Origin of the sequence: Micromonospora sp. DT201 (assembly GCF_049841575.1) — a bacterium.
Lineage (GTDB): Bacteria > Actinomycetota > Actinomycetes > Mycobacteriales > Micromonosporaceae > Micromonospora.
The window spans coordinates 367,173-383,872 of record NZ_JBNCKP010000002.1 but is presented as its reverse complement, the minus strand read 5'-3'; the positions used below and the strand labels follow the sequence as shown (position 1 = coordinate 383,872).

The 16,700-nt window shown below is 69.7% G+C and carries 16 protein-coding genes; 7 read left to right on the top strand and 9 right to left on the bottom strand.

Annotated elements, in window-relative coordinates; all coding sequences use genetic code 11:
- Positions 1–3 precede the first annotated feature (3 nt).
- Both ACLQ28_RS05580 and ACLQ28_RS05575 read right to left on the bottom strand, forming a co-directional pair.
- Complete coding sequence (locus ACLQ28_RS05580; RefSeq protein WP_425685103.1) at positions 4–645, bottom strand: response regulator; 642 nt, start codon at positions 643–645, stop codon at positions 4–6.
- A complete protein-coding gene (locus tag ACLQ28_RS05575; RefSeq protein ID WP_425685102.1) occupies positions 642–1,802 on the bottom strand; it encodes a sensor histidine kinase in 1,161 nt (386 codons plus the stop codon). Before ACLQ28_RS05575 ends, ACLQ28_RS05580 begins: the two co-directional genes overlap by 4 nt.
- Before the next feature lie 170 nt (positions 1,803–1,972).
- Here ACLQ28_RS05575 and ACLQ28_RS05570 point away from each other — a divergent pair, with 170 nt between their 5' ends.
- Positions 1,973–2,641: a DedA family protein gene (locus ACLQ28_RS05570; RefSeq protein ID WP_425685101.1), complete on the top strand. Its 669-nt coding sequence runs from the start codon at positions 1,973–1,975 to the stop codon at positions 2,639–2,641.
- On the opposite strand, the gene ACLQ28_RS05565 is transcribed toward ACLQ28_RS05570, so the two are convergent.
- Positions 2,616–3,254 (bottom strand): TetR/AcrR family transcriptional regulator, encoded by a 639-nt coding sequence (locus ACLQ28_RS05565; protein ID WP_425685100.1) that lies wholly within the window; start codon positions 3,252–3,254, stop codon positions 2,616–2,618. The two genes, ACLQ28_RS05570 and ACLQ28_RS05565, sit on opposite strands and share 26 nt — an antisense overlap.
- Before the next feature lie 67 nt (positions 3,255–3,321).
- On the opposite strand from ACLQ28_RS05565, the gene ACLQ28_RS05560 reads away from it, so the two are divergent.
- The 6 genes from ACLQ28_RS05560 to ACLQ28_RS05535 all read left to right on the top strand — a co-directional run bounded on the left by ACLQ28_RS05560 (position 3,322) and on the right by ACLQ28_RS05535 (position 9,442).
- Complete coding sequence (locus ACLQ28_RS05560) at positions 3,322–3,774, top strand: SCP2 sterol-binding domain-containing protein (RefSeq protein WP_425685099.1); 453 nt, start codon at positions 3,322–3,324, stop codon at positions 3,772–3,774.
- 1 nt (position 3,775) lies between these two features.
- Positions 3,776–4,987 (top strand): acyl-CoA dehydrogenase family protein, encoded by a 1,212-nt coding sequence (locus ACLQ28_RS05555; RefSeq protein WP_425685098.1) that lies wholly within the window; start codon positions 3,776–3,778, stop codon positions 4,985–4,987.
- A 186-nt stretch (positions 4,988–5,173) separates the two neighbouring features.
- Positions 5,174–5,356 (top strand): hypothetical protein, encoded by a 183-nt coding sequence (locus ACLQ28_RS05550; RefSeq protein ID WP_110562818.1) that lies wholly within the window; start codon positions 5,174–5,176, stop codon positions 5,354–5,356.
- A gap of 143 nt (positions 5,357–5,499) precedes the next feature.
- Complete coding sequence (locus ACLQ28_RS05545) at positions 5,500–6,723, top strand: tetratricopeptide repeat protein (protein ID WP_425685097.1); 1,224 nt, start codon at positions 5,500–5,502, stop codon at positions 6,721–6,723.
- Positions 6,724–6,737: 14 nt separating this feature from the next.
- A complete protein-coding gene (locus ACLQ28_RS05540) occupies positions 6,738–7,640 on the top strand; it encodes a JmjC domain-containing protein (RefSeq protein WP_425685096.1) in 903 nt (300 codons plus the stop codon).
- Between the two features lie 239 nt (positions 7,641–7,879).
- Complete coding sequence (locus ACLQ28_RS05535; protein WP_425685095.1) at positions 7,880–9,442, top strand: AMP-binding protein; 1,563 nt, start codon at positions 7,880–7,882, stop codon at positions 9,440–9,442.
- A gap of 55 nt (positions 9,443–9,497) precedes the next feature.
- Here ACLQ28_RS05535 and ACLQ28_RS05530 read toward each other — a convergent pair whose 3' ends face one another.
- The 6 genes from ACLQ28_RS05530 to ACLQ28_RS05505 all read right to left on the bottom strand — a co-directional run bounded on the left by ACLQ28_RS05530 (position 9,498) and on the right by ACLQ28_RS05505 (position 16,579).
- Complete coding sequence (locus ACLQ28_RS05530; RefSeq protein WP_425685094.1) at positions 9,498–10,694, bottom strand: hypothetical protein; 1,197 nt, start codon at positions 10,692–10,694, stop codon at positions 9,498–9,500.
- Between the two features lie 2 nt (positions 10,695–10,696).
- Positions 10,697–11,281: a SigE family RNA polymerase sigma factor gene (locus tag ACLQ28_RS05525; RefSeq protein ID WP_425685093.1), complete on the bottom strand. Its 585-nt coding sequence runs from the start codon at positions 11,279–11,281 to the stop codon at positions 10,697–10,699.
- Positions 11,282–11,588: 307 nt separating this feature from the next.
- Positions 11,589–12,650 (bottom strand): amidohydrolase family protein, encoded by a 1,062-nt coding sequence (locus ACLQ28_RS05520; RefSeq protein ID WP_425685092.1) that lies wholly within the window; start codon positions 12,648–12,650, stop codon positions 11,589–11,591.
- A gap of 154 nt (positions 12,651–12,804) precedes the next feature.
- On the bottom strand, positions 12,805–14,055 hold the full coding sequence (gene purD, locus ACLQ28_RS05515; protein WP_425685091.1) for a phosphoribosylamine--glycine ligase: 1,251 nt from the start codon (positions 14,053–14,055) through the stop codon (positions 12,805–12,807).
- Between the two features lie 85 nt (positions 14,056–14,140).
- A complete protein-coding gene (locus tag ACLQ28_RS05510) occupies positions 14,141–15,076 on the bottom strand; it encodes a hypothetical protein (RefSeq protein ID WP_425685090.1) in 936 nt (311 codons plus the stop codon).
- Between the two features lie 213 nt (positions 15,077–15,289).
- Positions 15,290–16,579, bottom strand: a complete 1,290-nt coding sequence (locus ACLQ28_RS05505; protein ID WP_425685089.1) for an adenylosuccinate synthase — start codon at positions 16,577–16,579, stop codon at positions 15,290–15,292.
- Positions 16,580–16,700: the final 121 nt, after the last annotated feature.

Here is a 16,700-nt window from a genome sequence, read left to right as displayed (position 1 = left end):
CCGTCAGAGCAGGTCGGCGTCGTGCACCAGGATGGCCAACTGCACCCGGTTGCCCGCCTGGAGTTTCGCCAGCGCCCGACTGACGTGTGCTTTCACGGTGGCCTCGCTCATCGTCAACCGCCGGGCGATCTCCGCGTTGCCAAGCCCGCGCGCCACCTCGCGGACGATCTCCAACTCGCGCGCGGTGAGCGGGGCAAGCCGCTGACGAGCGGCGTCCCGACGGGCCGGACCACGTTCGGCGAACGAGCTGATCATGCGCCGGGTCACCGTCGGGGCGAGCATCGCGTTCCCGGCGGCCACGGTGCGAACGGCGGCGGCCAGTTCGCGGGGCGGAGTGTCCTTGAGCAGGAATCCCACCGCCCCGGCCCGGAGCGCCCGGTGCACGTACTCGTCGAGGTCGAAGGTGGTCAACATGATCACCTTCGCGCCGGCGGCGATCACCTCCGGCGCGACGGTCAGCCCGTCGACACCCGGCATCCGCACGTCGAGCAGCACGACATCGGGGCGTAACCGCTGGGCCTGCTCCAGCGCGCCGGCGCCGTCCGCCGCCTCACCGACGACGGTGATGTCCTCCGCCGCCTCCAGGATCAGCCGCAACCCGGCGCGGACCAGGTGCTCGTCGTCGACCACCACCACCCGAATCACGCCGCACCCGCCATCGGGATCAGGGCCCGGACCAGGAAGCCGCCGTCCACGGGCCTGGCCTCCAGTCGGCCGCCGAGCAACTCCACCCGCTCGCGCAACCCGAGCAACCCCTGGCCGGCACCGGGCAGCGTCGTCCCGCCCTCGGACGGACCGTTTCGGACCAGCACCTCCAGGCCATCGGACAGATAGCGCAGGCAGACGATCGTCTCGGCGTCGGCGGCGTGCTTGCGCACGTTCGTCAACGCCTCCTGGACCACCCGGTACGCCGTGCGCCCCAGCGTCGCCGGTAATGCCGTCGGCACGCCCTCGTCCCGGCGGGACACCCGCAGCCCGGCGGCGCGGGACTCCCCGATCAACTCGTCCAGCGCGTCCAGCGCGTCCAGCCCGCGCTCCGGCGCCATGCCCGGGCCGGCCTGTCGCAGCACACCCAGCACCTCGCGCAGGTCGGTGAGCGCCTGCCGACCGGTCGTCCGGATCAGCGCGGCAGCCTCGACGGTCGTCGGGTCTGCGGCGGTCACCTCCAGCGCCCCGGCATGCACCACCATCAACGAGACCCGGTGCGCGACCACGTCGTGCATCTCCCGGGCGATCCGGGTTCGTTCCTCGGCACGGACCCGGTCGGCGCGGGCCTCCTGCTCGCGTTCCAGTCGCTCGGCCCGGTCCCGCAGGGCGGCAAGCGTCTCCTGGCGCGCACGCACCCAGAGGCCGAAGACCAGCGGAAGTCCGACCAGACAAACGGCGAGCATCAGCACGTTGCCGCTGGCTGCGGTGGTCATGCGGCGTACGCCACCCACCGCCAGCCCGATCAGCACCCCGCCGGCCAGCACCACGGCCGCACCGGCAAGGAAGCCGGCGAGCCGCCGACCATGCAGCCGCAGACCCGCCTGGTACGAGGCGACCACTCCGGCCGCCGCGGCGGCGAGCACCAGCCAACCGACCGCCGCGGCCAGGAACAACGGCCAGCGGCGGGTCCGGACCATGGCGACAGCCCAGCCGGAGAGCAGCGCGAGTGCCAGTGGGACGGCACCCGGGAGCGACGAGCGGACCCCGATGTCACCGGTCGCGCTGGCCCAGACCGCCGCCGCGACCGTCACGGCGAGCAGCAGCGGGGCGTACCGCTGGACGACTCGCCGCAGGGCGACGGCGCTGGAGGCCACGCAGCGAGCGTAGGGCCACACGGCCGGATCGGCCCGCCCCGCGCCGCCAGACCCGGGTGAGCTGGGGGAAAACCCCTACCCGTCGTCCGGGCCGGACGCTACCTAAGTAGTGCCGTCCGACTGACCAGTGGCCGATGGCAGGAGCCGCCGCCCAGACCAGCATCGGGACCATGGATCTACTCGACCTGCTGCACGAGACGATGTCCTCGCCCTGGGTGTACCTGGCGATCTTCGCGATCGCGGTGCTCGACGGTTTCTTTCCCGTGGTGCCGAGCGAGACGGCGGTGATCACGGCAGGGGTGTTCGCGGCTTCCGGTGCGCCGTACCTGCCTGCGGTGATCCTGGTGGCCGCCGCCGGGGCGCTGGTCGGCGACCACGTCTCGTACGCCATCGGGCGGGCCGGTGGCGCGCGGCTGCTCGACCGGCTGCCGCCCGACGGTCGTCGCCGGGCCGCCGCCGACTGGGCTCGGCGGGGGATCGCGACGCGCGGTGGGCTGATCCTCACCGTGGCCCGGTACGTGCCGGGCGGCCGCACCGCGGTCACCCTCACCATGGGCGCGGTGCACTATCCCCGGCGACGCTTCCTGGCCTTCGACGCGCTCGCCGCCGGCTCGTGGGCGCTCTACTCGGCGCTGGTCGGCTACGTCGGCGGGCTGGCCTTCGAGCAGGACCCGCTCCGCGGCCTGCTGCTGGGTCTGGGCCTCGCCCTGACGGTGACGTTGATCGTCGAGGTGGTTCGTTGGCTCCGCGGTCGCCGCCGCCATGCGGCGCGGGTCGGCGAGCCGGGCACCGACGCTGTCTCCGCCGGGGGCGTCAGTCGGCCGGCGGACGCCAGGTGACGCCGTGCAGGAGTTGGGCGGCGCCGAGCCAGGCCACGTTCATCATCCGGGTGGCGGTCTTCTCCGGGTCGGCGTCCGGGTGGTCCGCGAGCCAGTCGGCCAGCGACTCGGTCGCGCCGACCAGGGCGTACGCGACGACCTCCAGGTCGATGGCGGCGATCTCGCGGCCCTCGGCGCGCAGCGCGTGGTCGAGCATCCCGGCGACCACCTCGACCAGCCGGGATCGCATGGTGGCCAACTCCCGGGCGAACGGCTGCTCGCCGCGGGCCTGCCGGTAGAGCACCGCCCACCCGTCGCGGTGCGCGCCCACGAAGCCGAAGAACGCCCTCAACCCTCGCCAGAGCCGAACGTCCGCCGGGAGGTCGGGTGCGGCGGCGCCGGCGATGGCCTGCATCATCCGGGTGCCCTCCCGGTGCAGGCAGGCGACGAAGAGCTCTTCCTTGGTGCCGAGGTACGCGTACACCATGGGCTTGGAAATGCCGGCATCCTCCGCGATTTCGTCCATGCTGGCCCCGTGGAAGCCGCGCCGGGAGAAGACCTTGACGGCCGCGTCGAGCATCTGTTGCTCACGAACGGCACGTGGCAGGCGCTTGAAGGCGGGAACGGTGGACACCTTGCGAGCATACCTACTCGTACGTAGGGTTACGCACGAGTAGCCAATCCTCCGGAAGGCGCACCTGATGACTGACTTCGACCCGGCCAGCTTCTCCAACGTTGGCCCCAAGGAGTTCGCCCAGCTGGTCAAGTCCACCCCGGACGACAAGATCGCCCAGGTGATGGCCGGTGACCTGCGCGGCAAGATCCTGGGCGAGGTGTTCGGCCGGATGCCGTCGCTGTTCCGCGCGGACCGGGCCGGCTCCACGAACGCGGTCATCCACTGGGTCATCACCGGTCGCCAGGACGGCGGCAGCGACACCTACGAGGTGGTCATCGCCGACGGCAAGTGCGACGTGAACGAAGCCCCGCAGCACGACCCGAAGCTGAGCCTGACCATGGGTCCCGTCGAGTTCCTGAAGATCGTCTCCGGTGGCGCCAACCCGGTGATGATGTTCATGACCGGCAAGCTGAAGGCGAAGGGCGACCTCGGCCTCGCCGCCAACATCGCCAACCTGTTCGACATCCCCAAGGCCTGACATGGCTGAGTTCTCGCTCGACCTGAACGAGGAACAGCGAGATCTACGCGACTGGGTGCACGGCTTCGCCGCCGAGGTCGTGCGCCCGGCCGCCGCCGAGTGGGACGAACGCGAGGACACCCCGTGGCCGGTCATCCAGGAAGCCGCCAAGGTCGGCCTCTACGGCTTCGAATTCCTCGCCACCTGCTGGGCCGACCCGACCGGGCTCTCCCTGCCGATCGCCAGCGAGGAACTCTTCTGGGGTGACGCCGGCATCGGGCTGAGCATCTTCGGCACCTCACTCGCCGTCGCCGCCATCTACGGCGCCGGCACCCCTGACCAGATGGTCGAGTGGGTGCCGCAGTGCTTCGGCGACGTCGACTCGCCGACCGTCGCCGCGTTCTGCAGCAGCGAGCCGGAATCGGGCTCGGACGTCAGCGCGATGCGCACCCGGGCCGTCTACGAAGAGGCCACCGACGAGTGGGTGCTGACCGGGCAGAAGGCGTACGCCACCAACGGCGGAATCGCCGGAGTGCACGTGGTCATCGCCTCGGTCGACCCCACGCTCGGCTCCCGGGGCCAGGCGGCGTTCGTCGTACCACCGGGCACCCCCGGCCTGGCCGCCACCCGCAAGCTACGCAAACTTGGCCTGCGCGCGTCCCACACCGCCGATGTCTTCCTCGACGAAGTACGCGTGCCCGGCCGCTGCCTGCTCGGCGGGCGGGACGCCTTGCTGGAACGCCTCGACCGGGCCCGCTCGGGTCAACGGGCCACCGGGCAGGCCGCGATGCGTACCTTCGAGCTGTCCCGACCCACGGTCGGTGCACAGGCACTCGGCGTAGCCCGAGCCGCCTACGAGTACGCCCTGGACTACGCGAAGGACCGAGTCCAGTTCGGCCGGCCGATCATCGAAAACCAGGCGGTCGCGTTCGCGCTTGCCGACATGCGGATGGAGATCGACGCGGCTCGACTGCTCGTCTGGCGAGCCTCCTGGATGGGCCGCAACAACCGCCCGTTCACCGCGGGCGAGGGGTCGATGTCCAAGCTCAAGGCCGGCGAGGTGGCGGTGTCGGTCACCGAGAAGGCGGTGCAGTTGCTCGGCGGCGCCGGCTTCCTGCGCGACCACCCGGTCGAGCGCTGGTACCGCGACGCCAAGATCTACACCATCTTCGAGGGCACCTCGGAAATCCAGCGGCTGGTCATCTCCCGGGCCATCTCCGGCCACCGAATCTGAGCCGGGCAGACTCCCTGGCGTCGTCCTCATGCCACTGGCCCCGTCAAACTTCCGTCAGGAAAGCAGGGTTGCGTGTCAAGGAAGCGTGAAGGTTGGCGCCCGTCTGCTCTTTCCTCAGCAATCATCTTCTAGCGGCAAAAAAGTCGACAACGCATCGATCGACTGCCGAATCTAGAAGGAGTTGAAATGGAACAGTCCGAGTCCGTCAAGAAGATTCAGGCCAAGCGGATCGCCCTCGGTGTGGTCGCCGCGGCCGCGCTCGGTGGCGCAATCGCCGCCCCCGCCGTCGCCGCGACCCAGTCGCACGACAGCACCACCCAGCAGGTGGCGTGGGACAAGGACATGCACGGCGAGCCTTACTACATCTGACGATCGACGTGGTAACCGCAGGCCCGCTCATCGAGGGTCCTGGTCTCCACGGGCCCGGCGGGCCTGCGGCTACCGCCGCCCCCCGACTGATCCAAACAACGGCGCTGGCCGCGATCCGGCCATGCCGAAGGAATCTCACGACGATGGAATTGCCGAAATACCAATCGGTGCCCGGCGCACAGGCGCTGACCGAGCGGCTGATGTCGCTCACCACCGCCGGCCAGCCGGCTGCCTGCCCTGTCTACGTTGGTCTGGGCGCGCCGGTCACCCGTTCCACAAACCTCGCGCTCATTACCTACGGCATCGCCCGTCACCTGGTCGATGGGGCAGCGCACCTGGTCCCCGCCTTCAACACCTTCCCGCAACCTGAACGGCGCATCCTCGACGCGGCCAGCTGGGATCGGGTCGACGCCACGAGCAGCGACTTCGCCGCGATGCCGGTAGACCTCGCCAGTGAGCTGTGGTGGCTGGTGGACGAGGCCTGTCGAGACCCCGGATCCCTGACGGCTCAGGAGCGCTGCGTGGCGAGTGACCTCATGCTGCGCCTGGGATACCCGTGGCGGGCCGGTGAGATCCTCGGCCTCCTCGACGCACGGATCGCCGATCACCCCGTCAACCCCGAGACGGCCCGCGCCGAGATGGCCACCCTGGTGCGGCTGCACCCTGGTGCGTACCCGCTGCTCGAAGAATGGGCATTGCGGGCCGCGTCCGACCCATCCGTCCCACCCGAGACCCGGGTCCGGCTCGCCAACTACGTCGTCGTCGCCAACGGCAAGCGCGGAACCGATGTGCCAGCGCTGCACCGGGCCGTCAAGCTCGGACGGCGGGCGATGACGGAGGTGACCCTGGTCGGGATGGATCGCCACCTCACCGAGCACACGTTCTACCGGGCCATCGCGTACGAACCGTACTTGCGCGGAGACATCCCAAAGACGATGGAGTTGCTCGACCGAGCCGCTGCCGCCCTGGCAAGGGCCGAGCCGGCGACCGGGCCGCTGGAGCTCCTCTCGTGGAAGGACCACGCCTTCCCGATGTACGAAACACGCGCCAAGACCCTGCTCGGCCAGGGCCGGATCGGCGAGGCGCTGAAGGCTACGAGCACGCTGACCACCATCAGCCCGTACGACCATCGGGTGTGGGAAGCGCATGCCAAAGCGCTCGTCGCCGCCGACGACCTCATCGGCGCCATCAACGCGTGGAAGCAGGTCCTCCCACAGGGAGGACTCCCGGTCGCGCCGGCCGCCTTCTACCTCGGCTGGGCATACCAGCAGCTCGGCGACGTCGGACTAGCCCGCGAGTACCTCACCCTCTCCCGAGCCATCGACCCCACCCCCCGGGTATTGGCCGAACAGATGGCAGGCATGTGACGGATATGAATGCGATGAACGACAGTGTGATCCTCCGTAATCTGGTCGGAGACGTCCCGGCATTCCTCGCGGAGTCGTGGCGGCGAGTCCCGACAGTCCTGCACCCGGCACAGCCCCCGGTGGGCGTCTTTACCGTGCGGGACCTGGAGCTGTCACTCGCCGGGGGCCTGCTCCGAGCCCCCTACGTCGCGGTCCTCGGGGCAGGTGAGAACCCGCTGGACGGCATCGTGGCACCCCGCACCGTTGCCGACCGGCACCTGCCCGACTATGTGGACCCGGAGAAGGTCTCCCGGCGGGTGGCCGAGGGCGCGAGCGTGCTGCTGCGCAACATCGAGCACTGGCACGCTCCCACCGCAGCGCTGGCATACGAGCTGGGCACCGGCCTGGGGCGCCCCGTCGAAGCGTTCTTCTTCCTCACACCTGCCGAGCGTCAGGCCCTCCCGCCGCACCGCGACGACGCCGACGTGTTCGTCGTCCAGGTGCAGGGGCAGAAGGAATGGACGATCCACTCCACGCCGACGGACGGGCGGTGGGACCGCGGCCGAGCCGAGCAGCCCGGACAGGTCGTGCTGCGGACCAGGCTAACGCCAGGAGAGGTGCTCTACCTGCCCCGGGGTGCAGCGCACAGCGCGGTGGCGGCCGACGGATCCACCAGCGCCCACCTGTCGCTGACCGTACGAGACATCGGGGTCGCTCACCTGGGCGCGGTCGTGCAGCGGTACCTCGCGGCGGAGCTGGAGCTGCCTCCCCGCCCAGTCGAGGAGACCGGGCTGCTCGACGCGGCAGCCCGGCTGCTGGAGCATCAGCGCGCCCGACTGGCCGAGCTGACCCCGCAGGAGCTGCTCGACGCTGCTCGCGCGGCGGCCCTCGCGCTTCGCCACCAGCCGCCGACGACGCCCCGCCTCGGCGAGGCGTGAGGATGACAGGCTCGCGCTGACCGCTGGGCTGCCTCCTGGCCCGGCCCGTTCCGACCAGGGCCGGACGGCACACTCCTACCGCGCCGCCCGAGGAATCCACGATCCGTGCCGTCTTCGTCACCCCACGCCGACGCTGGCTGGGCCTGGCGCGACGTCGGGTGCATGATCAGGGAAGACGCCCCGACGGACGGGGGAGCGACGCCGCCCTGTCCGCGCACCACCCCTAGGAGGTCTGCGGCATGGACCTGCCGTTCATCGTTGCCACGCTGACTCGTCGCGGGCTGCTCATGCCGGGCAGCCCGGTCCGGATCGCCTCGCAGCTCAACGCGTTGCGCACGTGGGGGTGGAGCCTCGCCGGCGAGCTACGCCAGGCAGCTGGCCGGGACCCCGGCCGGCTGGCGGTCATCGACGAGGACGGCACCGAGCTGACCTACCAGGACCTCCTCGACCGAGCCGAACGGATGGCCCGGTCGATGCGTTCCGGGCTCGGCGTACAGGCCGGCGACCGGATCGGCATCCTCTGCCGCAACCACCACGGGCTGATCGAGACGATCGTCGCAGCCACCCTGCTGGGTGTGGACGCGGTCCTGGTCAACACTGGGCTCTCCGCAGCCCAACTGGTCACCGTCGCCGAGGAGCAGCAGCTCCGGGTGCTCGTGCACGACGACGAGTTCGCCGAGCGGGTTCTCGGTCTCCCCGCCGAACTGCCCCGCCTCGACGAGCGTGCCCGCGAGGAACTGGTCGCCGGGGCACTCCCGGGCGAGTTGCACCCGCCGGAACGCGCCGGGGAGATCATCGTGCTCACCTCGGGCACCACCGGGGCACCCAAGGGCGCCCGACGGCCCACACCCAGCGGTTTCGGCCCACTGGTGTCCATCATCGACCGCATCCCCCTGCACACCCGGGACCGGGTGATGATCGCCGCACCGATCTTCCACACCTGGGGATTCGCCGCACTCCAGGTCTGCTTCGCGCTACGGGCCACCATCGTGTTGCAGCGCCGCTTCGACCCGGCCGCCACGCTCGCCGCCCTCGCCGACCACCGGTGCGACGCGCTGTTCGCCGTACCGGTGATGGTGCAACGACTGCTGGACGTCCCCCCGCCGGAGCCCCACCCCAAGCTCAAGGTCGTCGCGGTCAGCGGCTCGACCCTGCCCGGCGGGTTGGCACCGATGTTCATGGACGTCTACGGGGACGTGCTGTACAACCTCTACGGCTCCACCGAGGTCTCCTGGGCCTCCATCGCCGGTCCCCAGGATCTGCGCGCGGCACCCACGACGGCTGGCCGGCCACCGTACGGGACCCGGCTGGAGCTGCTCGACGACAACGGTCAGCAGGTGGCGAACGGACAGGTCGGGCGGATCTTCGTCGGCAACGAGATGCTCTTCGAGGGCTACACCTCCGGTGCCAGCCGGGAGACCCGCGACGGGCTGCTCGACACCGGCGACCTCGGCAGGCTCAACCCCGACGGCCTGCTCTTCGTCGACGGCCGGGCCGACGACATGATCGTCTCCGGTGGCGAGAACGTCTTCCCGTCCGAGGTGGAGGACCTGCTCGCCCAACTGCCACAGGTCCGCGAAGCGGCAGTGATCGGCGTGCCCGACGCCGAGTACGGCCAGCGCCTGTCCGCGTTCCTCGCCCTGCACCCGGGCGAGACGCTCGACCCCCAGGCGGTACGCGAGTACGTCCGGCACTACCTGGCCCGATTCTCCGTCCCCCGGGACGTGATCCTGGTGAAATACCTGCCCCGCAACGCCACCGGCAAGGTGCTCAGCCGAGAATTGCGCCGCTACTACGGCTGACCGCCCCGGAACCGTCGGCGAAAACCGGCGAGTTCCGGGGCGGTGACCGCGCCCGTCAGTCGACCATCAGCGAAGGCCGCCAGTCCGTCTTGGCCCCGGCGAGGTCGAGGTGCTGGAACAGGCCCTTCGTGCCCTGCTCATCGAGCGTGCCGCGGTGCGCGTCGATGCCGACCGTCATCCCCCGCACGTCGTACACGGTCAGCGACTCAAGCCCGTTCGGATCACCGCCAGCGACGAAATACGCCTGATGACCGTCGAAGGTGGTGTTCGGAAGCGGGGGCTCCTTACCGTCCAGCTCGGCCCGGATCTTGTCGGTCATCTCGAAGTACGGGGAGAAGCTGACGTCCAGCGTCTTCGACCACTGCGTGCCGGTGTTCGCGGTGGGGGGTAAGGCGCTGTACGAGACGCTGGCGTACCACCGCCAGCCGTCCGGGGTCAGTGGCCCGTTGACGTCGGTGTAAATCGGCCGCAGGCTCTGCGGCACCCCCATGACCTGGGCCGGCATCCGCACCCGCTCGGTCGTACTGAACCTGAGCTTCTGCGCCACGTGCAGGGCGATCTCGCGGGCATCCTGCCCCGCCGCCCAGGGTGAGACATCGACTGCGGCCCAGCCGTCCGGGGCGTACTGCCAGCGGAGGGAGAGCCGGTCAGTGCCGTCGACGTCGTACTGAGTGAAGGTCGCCGCCGCGCCCCGCACATCGGGCGCGGGCGCCGTACTCACGACGGGTGCCCGTTGGTCAATGCCCATGACCTGCGGCGCGGGCGGCGTCACCCCCTTCGGGTAGAGGTCGACCGAAACCCCCGCCCAGTTCTGCTTATCGCCGGAACTCCCGTTCAGAAAGACACCCGGGCCGGTATGCGTCAGACCCGCCCCGTACTGCAGACTGGCCAGGCCCGACGGCAACCAGCCGAACCGAACGTACTGAACGGTTGGATCGATCGTCTCCAACGCGGCCGGGATCCGGGACGCGTCGGGCGACGTCACCTCCCCGGTGTACGGCTCCAGCGGAGCCAGGGCGCCGACCATCTCCAGCGCTGGCGCCGACGACCCGTCCGGCGCGACCAAGCCCGGCACCGTGACAGCGCCGACGGCCACCGCGACCACCGCCAGTGCGGCACCCGCGCCCCTCGCGTACCAGCGCTGCCGCCTCCCGGCGATCATCGCCCGTTCGATGTTCACAACGGCCGACGGCGTCTCGGCCGACTCGACCTCGGCGCGCATCAACCGCGCCACATCCATGTCTTCGATCATTGTCAACTCCCGTGGGCAAACACGTTGGTCGGCGTGCCACTCGCCTTGCCTGCCTGCGCGGTGTTCGGCACGTCATTTCGAACGGGGGCGAGCAGTCCTCGCAGCGTCGCCAGCCCCTTGGCGGTCTGGCTCTTGACGGTGCCCGGCGCACAGCCCAACGCCTGCGCCGTCTCTTCCACCGTCAGGTCCTGAAAGAACCGCAGCACCAGAACGGCCCGCTGCCGCGGCGCGACCTGACGCAGCGCCGCCACCAGATCGAGCCGTTCCGTGGCATCCGGGGCGGTCGGTGCGGCCCGCTCCGGAAGCAGATCGGTGAGCAGCACCCGAGCCCAGCGGCGTCGCCGCTCGTCGATCAACCGCCGCATCAACATCGTCCGGACCAGTGCGTTCAGGCTGTCGGCCCGCCGGGCCCGGGACCAGTTGCGGTACAGCTCGGTGAGCACCCGCTGCACGATGTCGTCGCCCTGATGCCAGTCACCGCACATCAGGTACGCCGTCCGGCGCCACTGCGGCAGACCAGCGCGAACGCACTCGGTGTACTCGGCGTCGGCCGCGGACCGCTCGACCGATCTCCGGCTCAGCGGCATCCTCGGACCTGTCCTCCCACCGGCCACCAACAGCACGGTGATCGTCCGCAAACCCGCATCTCCACTCCTCCCGTCGTTGTGCCTCCGACACCGCTAAGTCGTGGCCGGACCAACGCCGGGTTGCCCCTCGGGGGCGACAACCTCACCAGACTGGCTCATCTCCTGCACACACAGCGCCTCACCTCGTTCGGCCGGCACACTTGATCAGCACGACGGATGGCCTGTCGGCGGGGTCAGCGAAGTGGCCCCCGCAGGCCGTGGCGGTGGCAGATCGTGCACGGGTGCGGCTACGACGACCGTTTCAGAGTCATTGGCTACCCACACGCCGGTGAACACGCTTTCCACGGACGATCACGGCTCGCGGCTTGTCGAGTTGGCCGAGGTCAGTTCTGGGATCGCCGTCGAACACGGCCGCGTCCGCCGGGGCTCCGTCCACCAGGCCGGGCAGGCCGAGATAGGACCTGGCGGTCCAAGAAGCGGCGGCGATCGCCTGGTGTGGTGATACACCGGCTGCCACCAGAGCACGAATCTCATGAGCGATGCCACCGTGCGGCCGCGAGTCCGTACCGGCCAGCACGGTGACCCCGGCCTCGACGGCGGCGGCGGTGAGCCGAGCGTGCGCGCTTGCTCCCGGTACGTACCAGCTTTTGCGAGCACGTTCCGGATCCGCGTTAATCGTTGCCAGGGAAGCGGTGATCACCGATAGTGTCGGAGTCAGCGCGGTGCCCTGCGCGGCCATGCGAGATAGCAGCTCCGGGTCCAGGCCCATGCCGTGCTCCACGGAGTCCACGCCCGCCTCGACCGCGACCACACCCCCTGCCGCGTGTTGGGAATGCACCGCAAGGCGCCCACCGACCGCATGCACCCGTGTGACAGCCTCACGTAACACTTCCACCGGCATAACATCGTCGCCGAGCTGCCAGTCGATCACCACTTTCGCCCAACCGGTGCGAGCTGCCTGCTCGGCTGCGACGGCAGGCAAGTCGGCTGGCTTTGGGCGGCGACCCCAGCCTTCCATGAACTGTCCGTGCTGAGCGAGCCATGGGCCGGCGTGGAAGGCTCGCGGGCTTTCGTCAGCTCGGCCGAACCAATCGGGCGGATCACCAGCGAGTCCGGGCGCACGGATGAGCGTTACTCCCGATTCCAAATGCGCCCGGAGATCCTCCCGCAAGATGCCGTCGTCCAGTGGCTGGCCTGGCGTCTCGGCTCCCGGATGAGTGTGTGCATCGACCAGCCCGGGCAGTATCCAGCCCTCGGCGACGAGTTCCGCACCGGCCACCGGATCCGAGGTCCACCGGTCACCGTCGGCATAGAGATCGACCGGCTCGCCTTCGGGAAGACCGAAACCGCGGACTCGCAACACTGCCACCACGCCACCCCCGCACCGCAATCCACCCACACCTGGACAGGCAGTCAGCAGCCATCTCGTCGGCTGACCGATCCGGGCCACCGCGGACGTTCACGGTCGTCGTTCCGTCCCCACGGCGAGGCCACCGCAGGCACTGGTCCGCCGCTGCGCGGGCTCAGCTCGGGATCGTGATCCGGTCCTCGATCGCGGCGACGGCGATGTCGGTACGGTGCTGCGAGCCCGCCAGGCCCACCCCATCCACCAGCGCGTACGCGGCATCCCGCGCAGAGGCCAGGTCGGGGCCGGTGGCCGTACCGCAAAGGACCCGGCCGCCGGCGGACAGCAACGCGCCGTCGCTGGCCCGACGGGCAGTGCCGGCGTGGATGATGCCCGGGCGGTCCGCGCCGGTGATGACGTCACCGGTGCGCGGTGCCGCCGGGTAGCCCTGGGAGGCGAGCACCACGGTCACGGCGCTGTCGTCGCGCCACCGCAGCGGCGGATGCTCGGCCAGCGTGCCGGTGGCAGCCGCGTGCAACAACCCGCCCAGCGGGGTCTCCAGCAACGCGAGCACCACCTGGGTCTCCGGGTCACCGAAGCGCGCGTTGAACTCGATGACCCGGGGGCCGGCTGCGGTGATCGCGAGCCCGACGTAGAGCAGGCCGGCGAACGGAGTGCCCCGACGGCGCATCTCCGCGAGCGTCGGGTGGACCACGTCACGCATGACGTCGTCGACCAGGCCGGAGGAGATCCAGGCCAGCGGCGCGTACGCGCCCATGCCACCGGTGTTCGGCCCGGTGTCGCCGTCGCCGAGCCGCTTGAAGTCCTGTGCCGGCAGCAGCGGCAGCGCCGCCTCACCGTCGGTGACCACGAAGAGGCTGACCTCCGGGCCGTCGAGGAACTCCTCGACCACGACTCGTCCACAGTCGGCGGCGTGCGCGAGGGCGGCGGACCGGTCGTCGGTCACCACCACACCCTTGCCGGCGGCGAGGGCGTCGTCCTTCACCACGTACGGGGCACCGAACTCGTCCAGCGCCCGAGCGGTGCTCTCCTCGTCCGTGCAGACGTACGCGCGGGCGGTCGGCACACCGGCGGCGGTCATCACGTCCTTGGCGAACGCCTTGGAACCCTCCAGCTGAGCGGCCGCACCGGAGGGGCCGAACACGGCGATCCCCTTGGCGCGTACGGCGTCGGCGACCCCGGCGACCAGCGGCGCCTCAGGCCCGATCACCACCAGGTCGGCAGATGTCTCCACAGCCAACGCCGCCACCGCAGCCGGATCGGTAGCGTTCACGGCCCGCAGTTCGGCAAGCTCGGCGATCCCCGGATTACCAGGCGCAGCAACAAGCGCGGTAACAGCCGGATCGCTTACCAACCCGAGCGCAAGAGCATGCTCCCGCCCGCCACCACCCACCAAAAGAACCCGCACGACCCAGATCCTACTGTCCCCCTCCCGAGCGCTGTTGATCATGAGGTTGGCGCGGGCCTTTTGGTGATCCACTAACCCGTCAACCTCATGATCGACGGGAATGAGCTGCTGTGATCGCCTGGCGGACCGTGTGGGGGATGTAATCGGGGTGGAGGGTGTCCTGCCAGGTGAAGCGGAGGATGGTCCAGCCGGCGTTGACCAGACGGTTCTGGCGGCGGCGGTCGGTGAAGATAGCCTCAGGTGTGCCGTGTGCGTCTCGTCCGTCGGCTTCGGCGATCACCCGTGGACCGCGCCAGCCCAGGTCACCGATGCCGAGCAGATATCCGTCGCCGTCGCGCACTTCCAATTGGAGAGTGTCTGGCGGAACCCGCCCGTCAACGCAACGCAGCCGAGAGCGAGTCTCCAATGGAGACTGTGCCCGACCATCGGCCTCGGCCAGATAGACGCGTGCTGCGACCGCGCCTCGCCGACCTCGGATCAGCGCTGGGATGGCTGCCAGGCATTCGGTCGTGAGTAGCCCCTGGTTGAGCGCGGAGTCGAGCACCGAGACCGCCGCGTAGCGACGTTCCCGCAAGATGATCTCGGCAACGGTCAGCCGGGGCTCCGTAGCCGCAATCCCGTTCACCCGCATCACCACACCTGGAGCGCGTTCGAGCTGATGCAGCACGATCGCGGGATCCGACACCCGCGCCAGCTTTGCCGCCCGGCCCGGCAGCCCCACATGGATCTCGTCCCGACGCGGCAGTCCGGCGATGCCGTGCAGCTCAGCCGCAGTGCCGAACACCGCGTGAGCGTGCGTGCCCAGCGAGAGCAATGCGGCACGAATACGACACCGGCGAGCAGGTGGTGCACCGTACCGGCCATGCGTCAGATAGACCGCTCGAGCGAGCGGCCACCAACGGCCCGCGGCCACCAGATGATCTATGTCGTGCCGGGTGAACCCGGCTTTCTGTGCCTGCGCTCGCGTGATCAAGCCATCCTGAGCGGCCGCAATCGAGCGAACAAGTTCTGCGCGATCCACAAGTAACCACGCTGGCCGTCCATCCAGCCAGCCACCACCCCTGTGGATAACCCTGTGGAAAACAGCACCCACCAGCTGTGCGTGATCATGAGGTTGACGGGACCTTTGAAGATCGAATATTCCGTCAACCTCATGATCACCGGGGCGGGCGACCGGCGGGAGCCGGGGGTTGGGGGTTGGGGTGGGGTGGGGTGGGTTGGGTTGGGTGGGGGGTTAGGGGAGGAGGGGGTGGAGGACTACGTTTTCTTCTCGGCCTGGGCCTACGCCTACCACGCTGATCTTGGTGTTGCAGAGTTCCTCCACGCGCGCGATGTAGCGGCGGGCGTTTTCCGGGAGGTCGTCGACGGTTCTTGCCTTGGTGATGTCCTCCCACCAGCCGTCGAGCTCCTCGTAGACGGGCTTGGCGTGGTGGAAGTCCGTCTGGCTCATCGGCATGTCGTCGACCCGGACACCGTTGATCTCGTAGCCAACGCAGATCGGCACCTTGGGCAGACCGGTGAGCACGTCCAGCTTGGTGATGACCAGGTCGGTGACGCCGTTGAGGCGGCAGGCGTACCGGGCGACGACCGCGTCGAACCACCCGCACCGGCGCTCCCGGCCGGTCGTGGTGCCGTACTCCGCACCGATCTTGCGCAGGTGCTCACCGCTGGCGTCGAACAACTCGGTGGGGAACGGCCCCGCACCGACCCGGGTCGTGTACGCCTTACTCACCGCGATCACCTTGTTGATCGCGGTTGGCGGGATGCCGGCACCCACGCAGGCGCCGCCTGCTGTCGGGTTGGACGAGGTCACGAAGGGGTACGTGCCGTGGTCCATGTCGAGCATGGTGGCCTGGGCGCCCTCCAGCAGCACCGTGTCGCCCCGGTCCAGGGCGTCCCAGAGCATCGCCCGGGTCTCCGCGATGTACGGCTTGAGCCGCTCCGCGTACTCCAGGTATTCCTCGACGGTCGCCTCAAGGTCGATCGCCTTGCGGTTGTAGACCTTGAACAGGATCTGGTTCTTCTCGCGCAGCGCGAGTTCCAGCTTCTTGCGCAGGATGCCCGGGTCGAGCAGGTCCTGGAGCCGGATGCCGATCCGAGCGACCTTGTCGCCGTACGCCGGGCCGATGCCCCGGCCGGTCGTGCCGATCCGGGACGAGCCGAGATAGCGCTCGATCACCCGGTCCAACGCCCGGTGGTGCGGCATGATCAGGTGCGCGTCACCGGAGATCCGTAGCCGCGACACGTCGACACCGCGCTCGGCCAGGCCGTCGATCTCGGCGAGCAGCACCTTCGGGTCGACCACCACACCGTTGCCGATGACGATCATCGCGTTCGGTGAGAGGGCACCGGAAGGCATCAGGTGCAGCGCGTACTTCTGGCCGTCTGGGGTGATCACCGTGTGGCCGGCGTTGTTGCCGCCGGAGTAGCGCACGACGTAGTCGACCCGCTCACCCAGCAGGTCGGTAACCTTGCCCTTGCCCTCGTCGCCCCACTGAGCGCCGATGAGCACGATCGCTGGCATCTTTTCCGCCTCCAGAAGGCTCGGGTGCCAGGTGGCGACCGGTTGGCGAGCCCGGGGTGTCAGGTTAACAAGTAATGACGGCGTGGCCGGCAGGGGTCGCGTCGAGAGGCAGGAGGCTCCT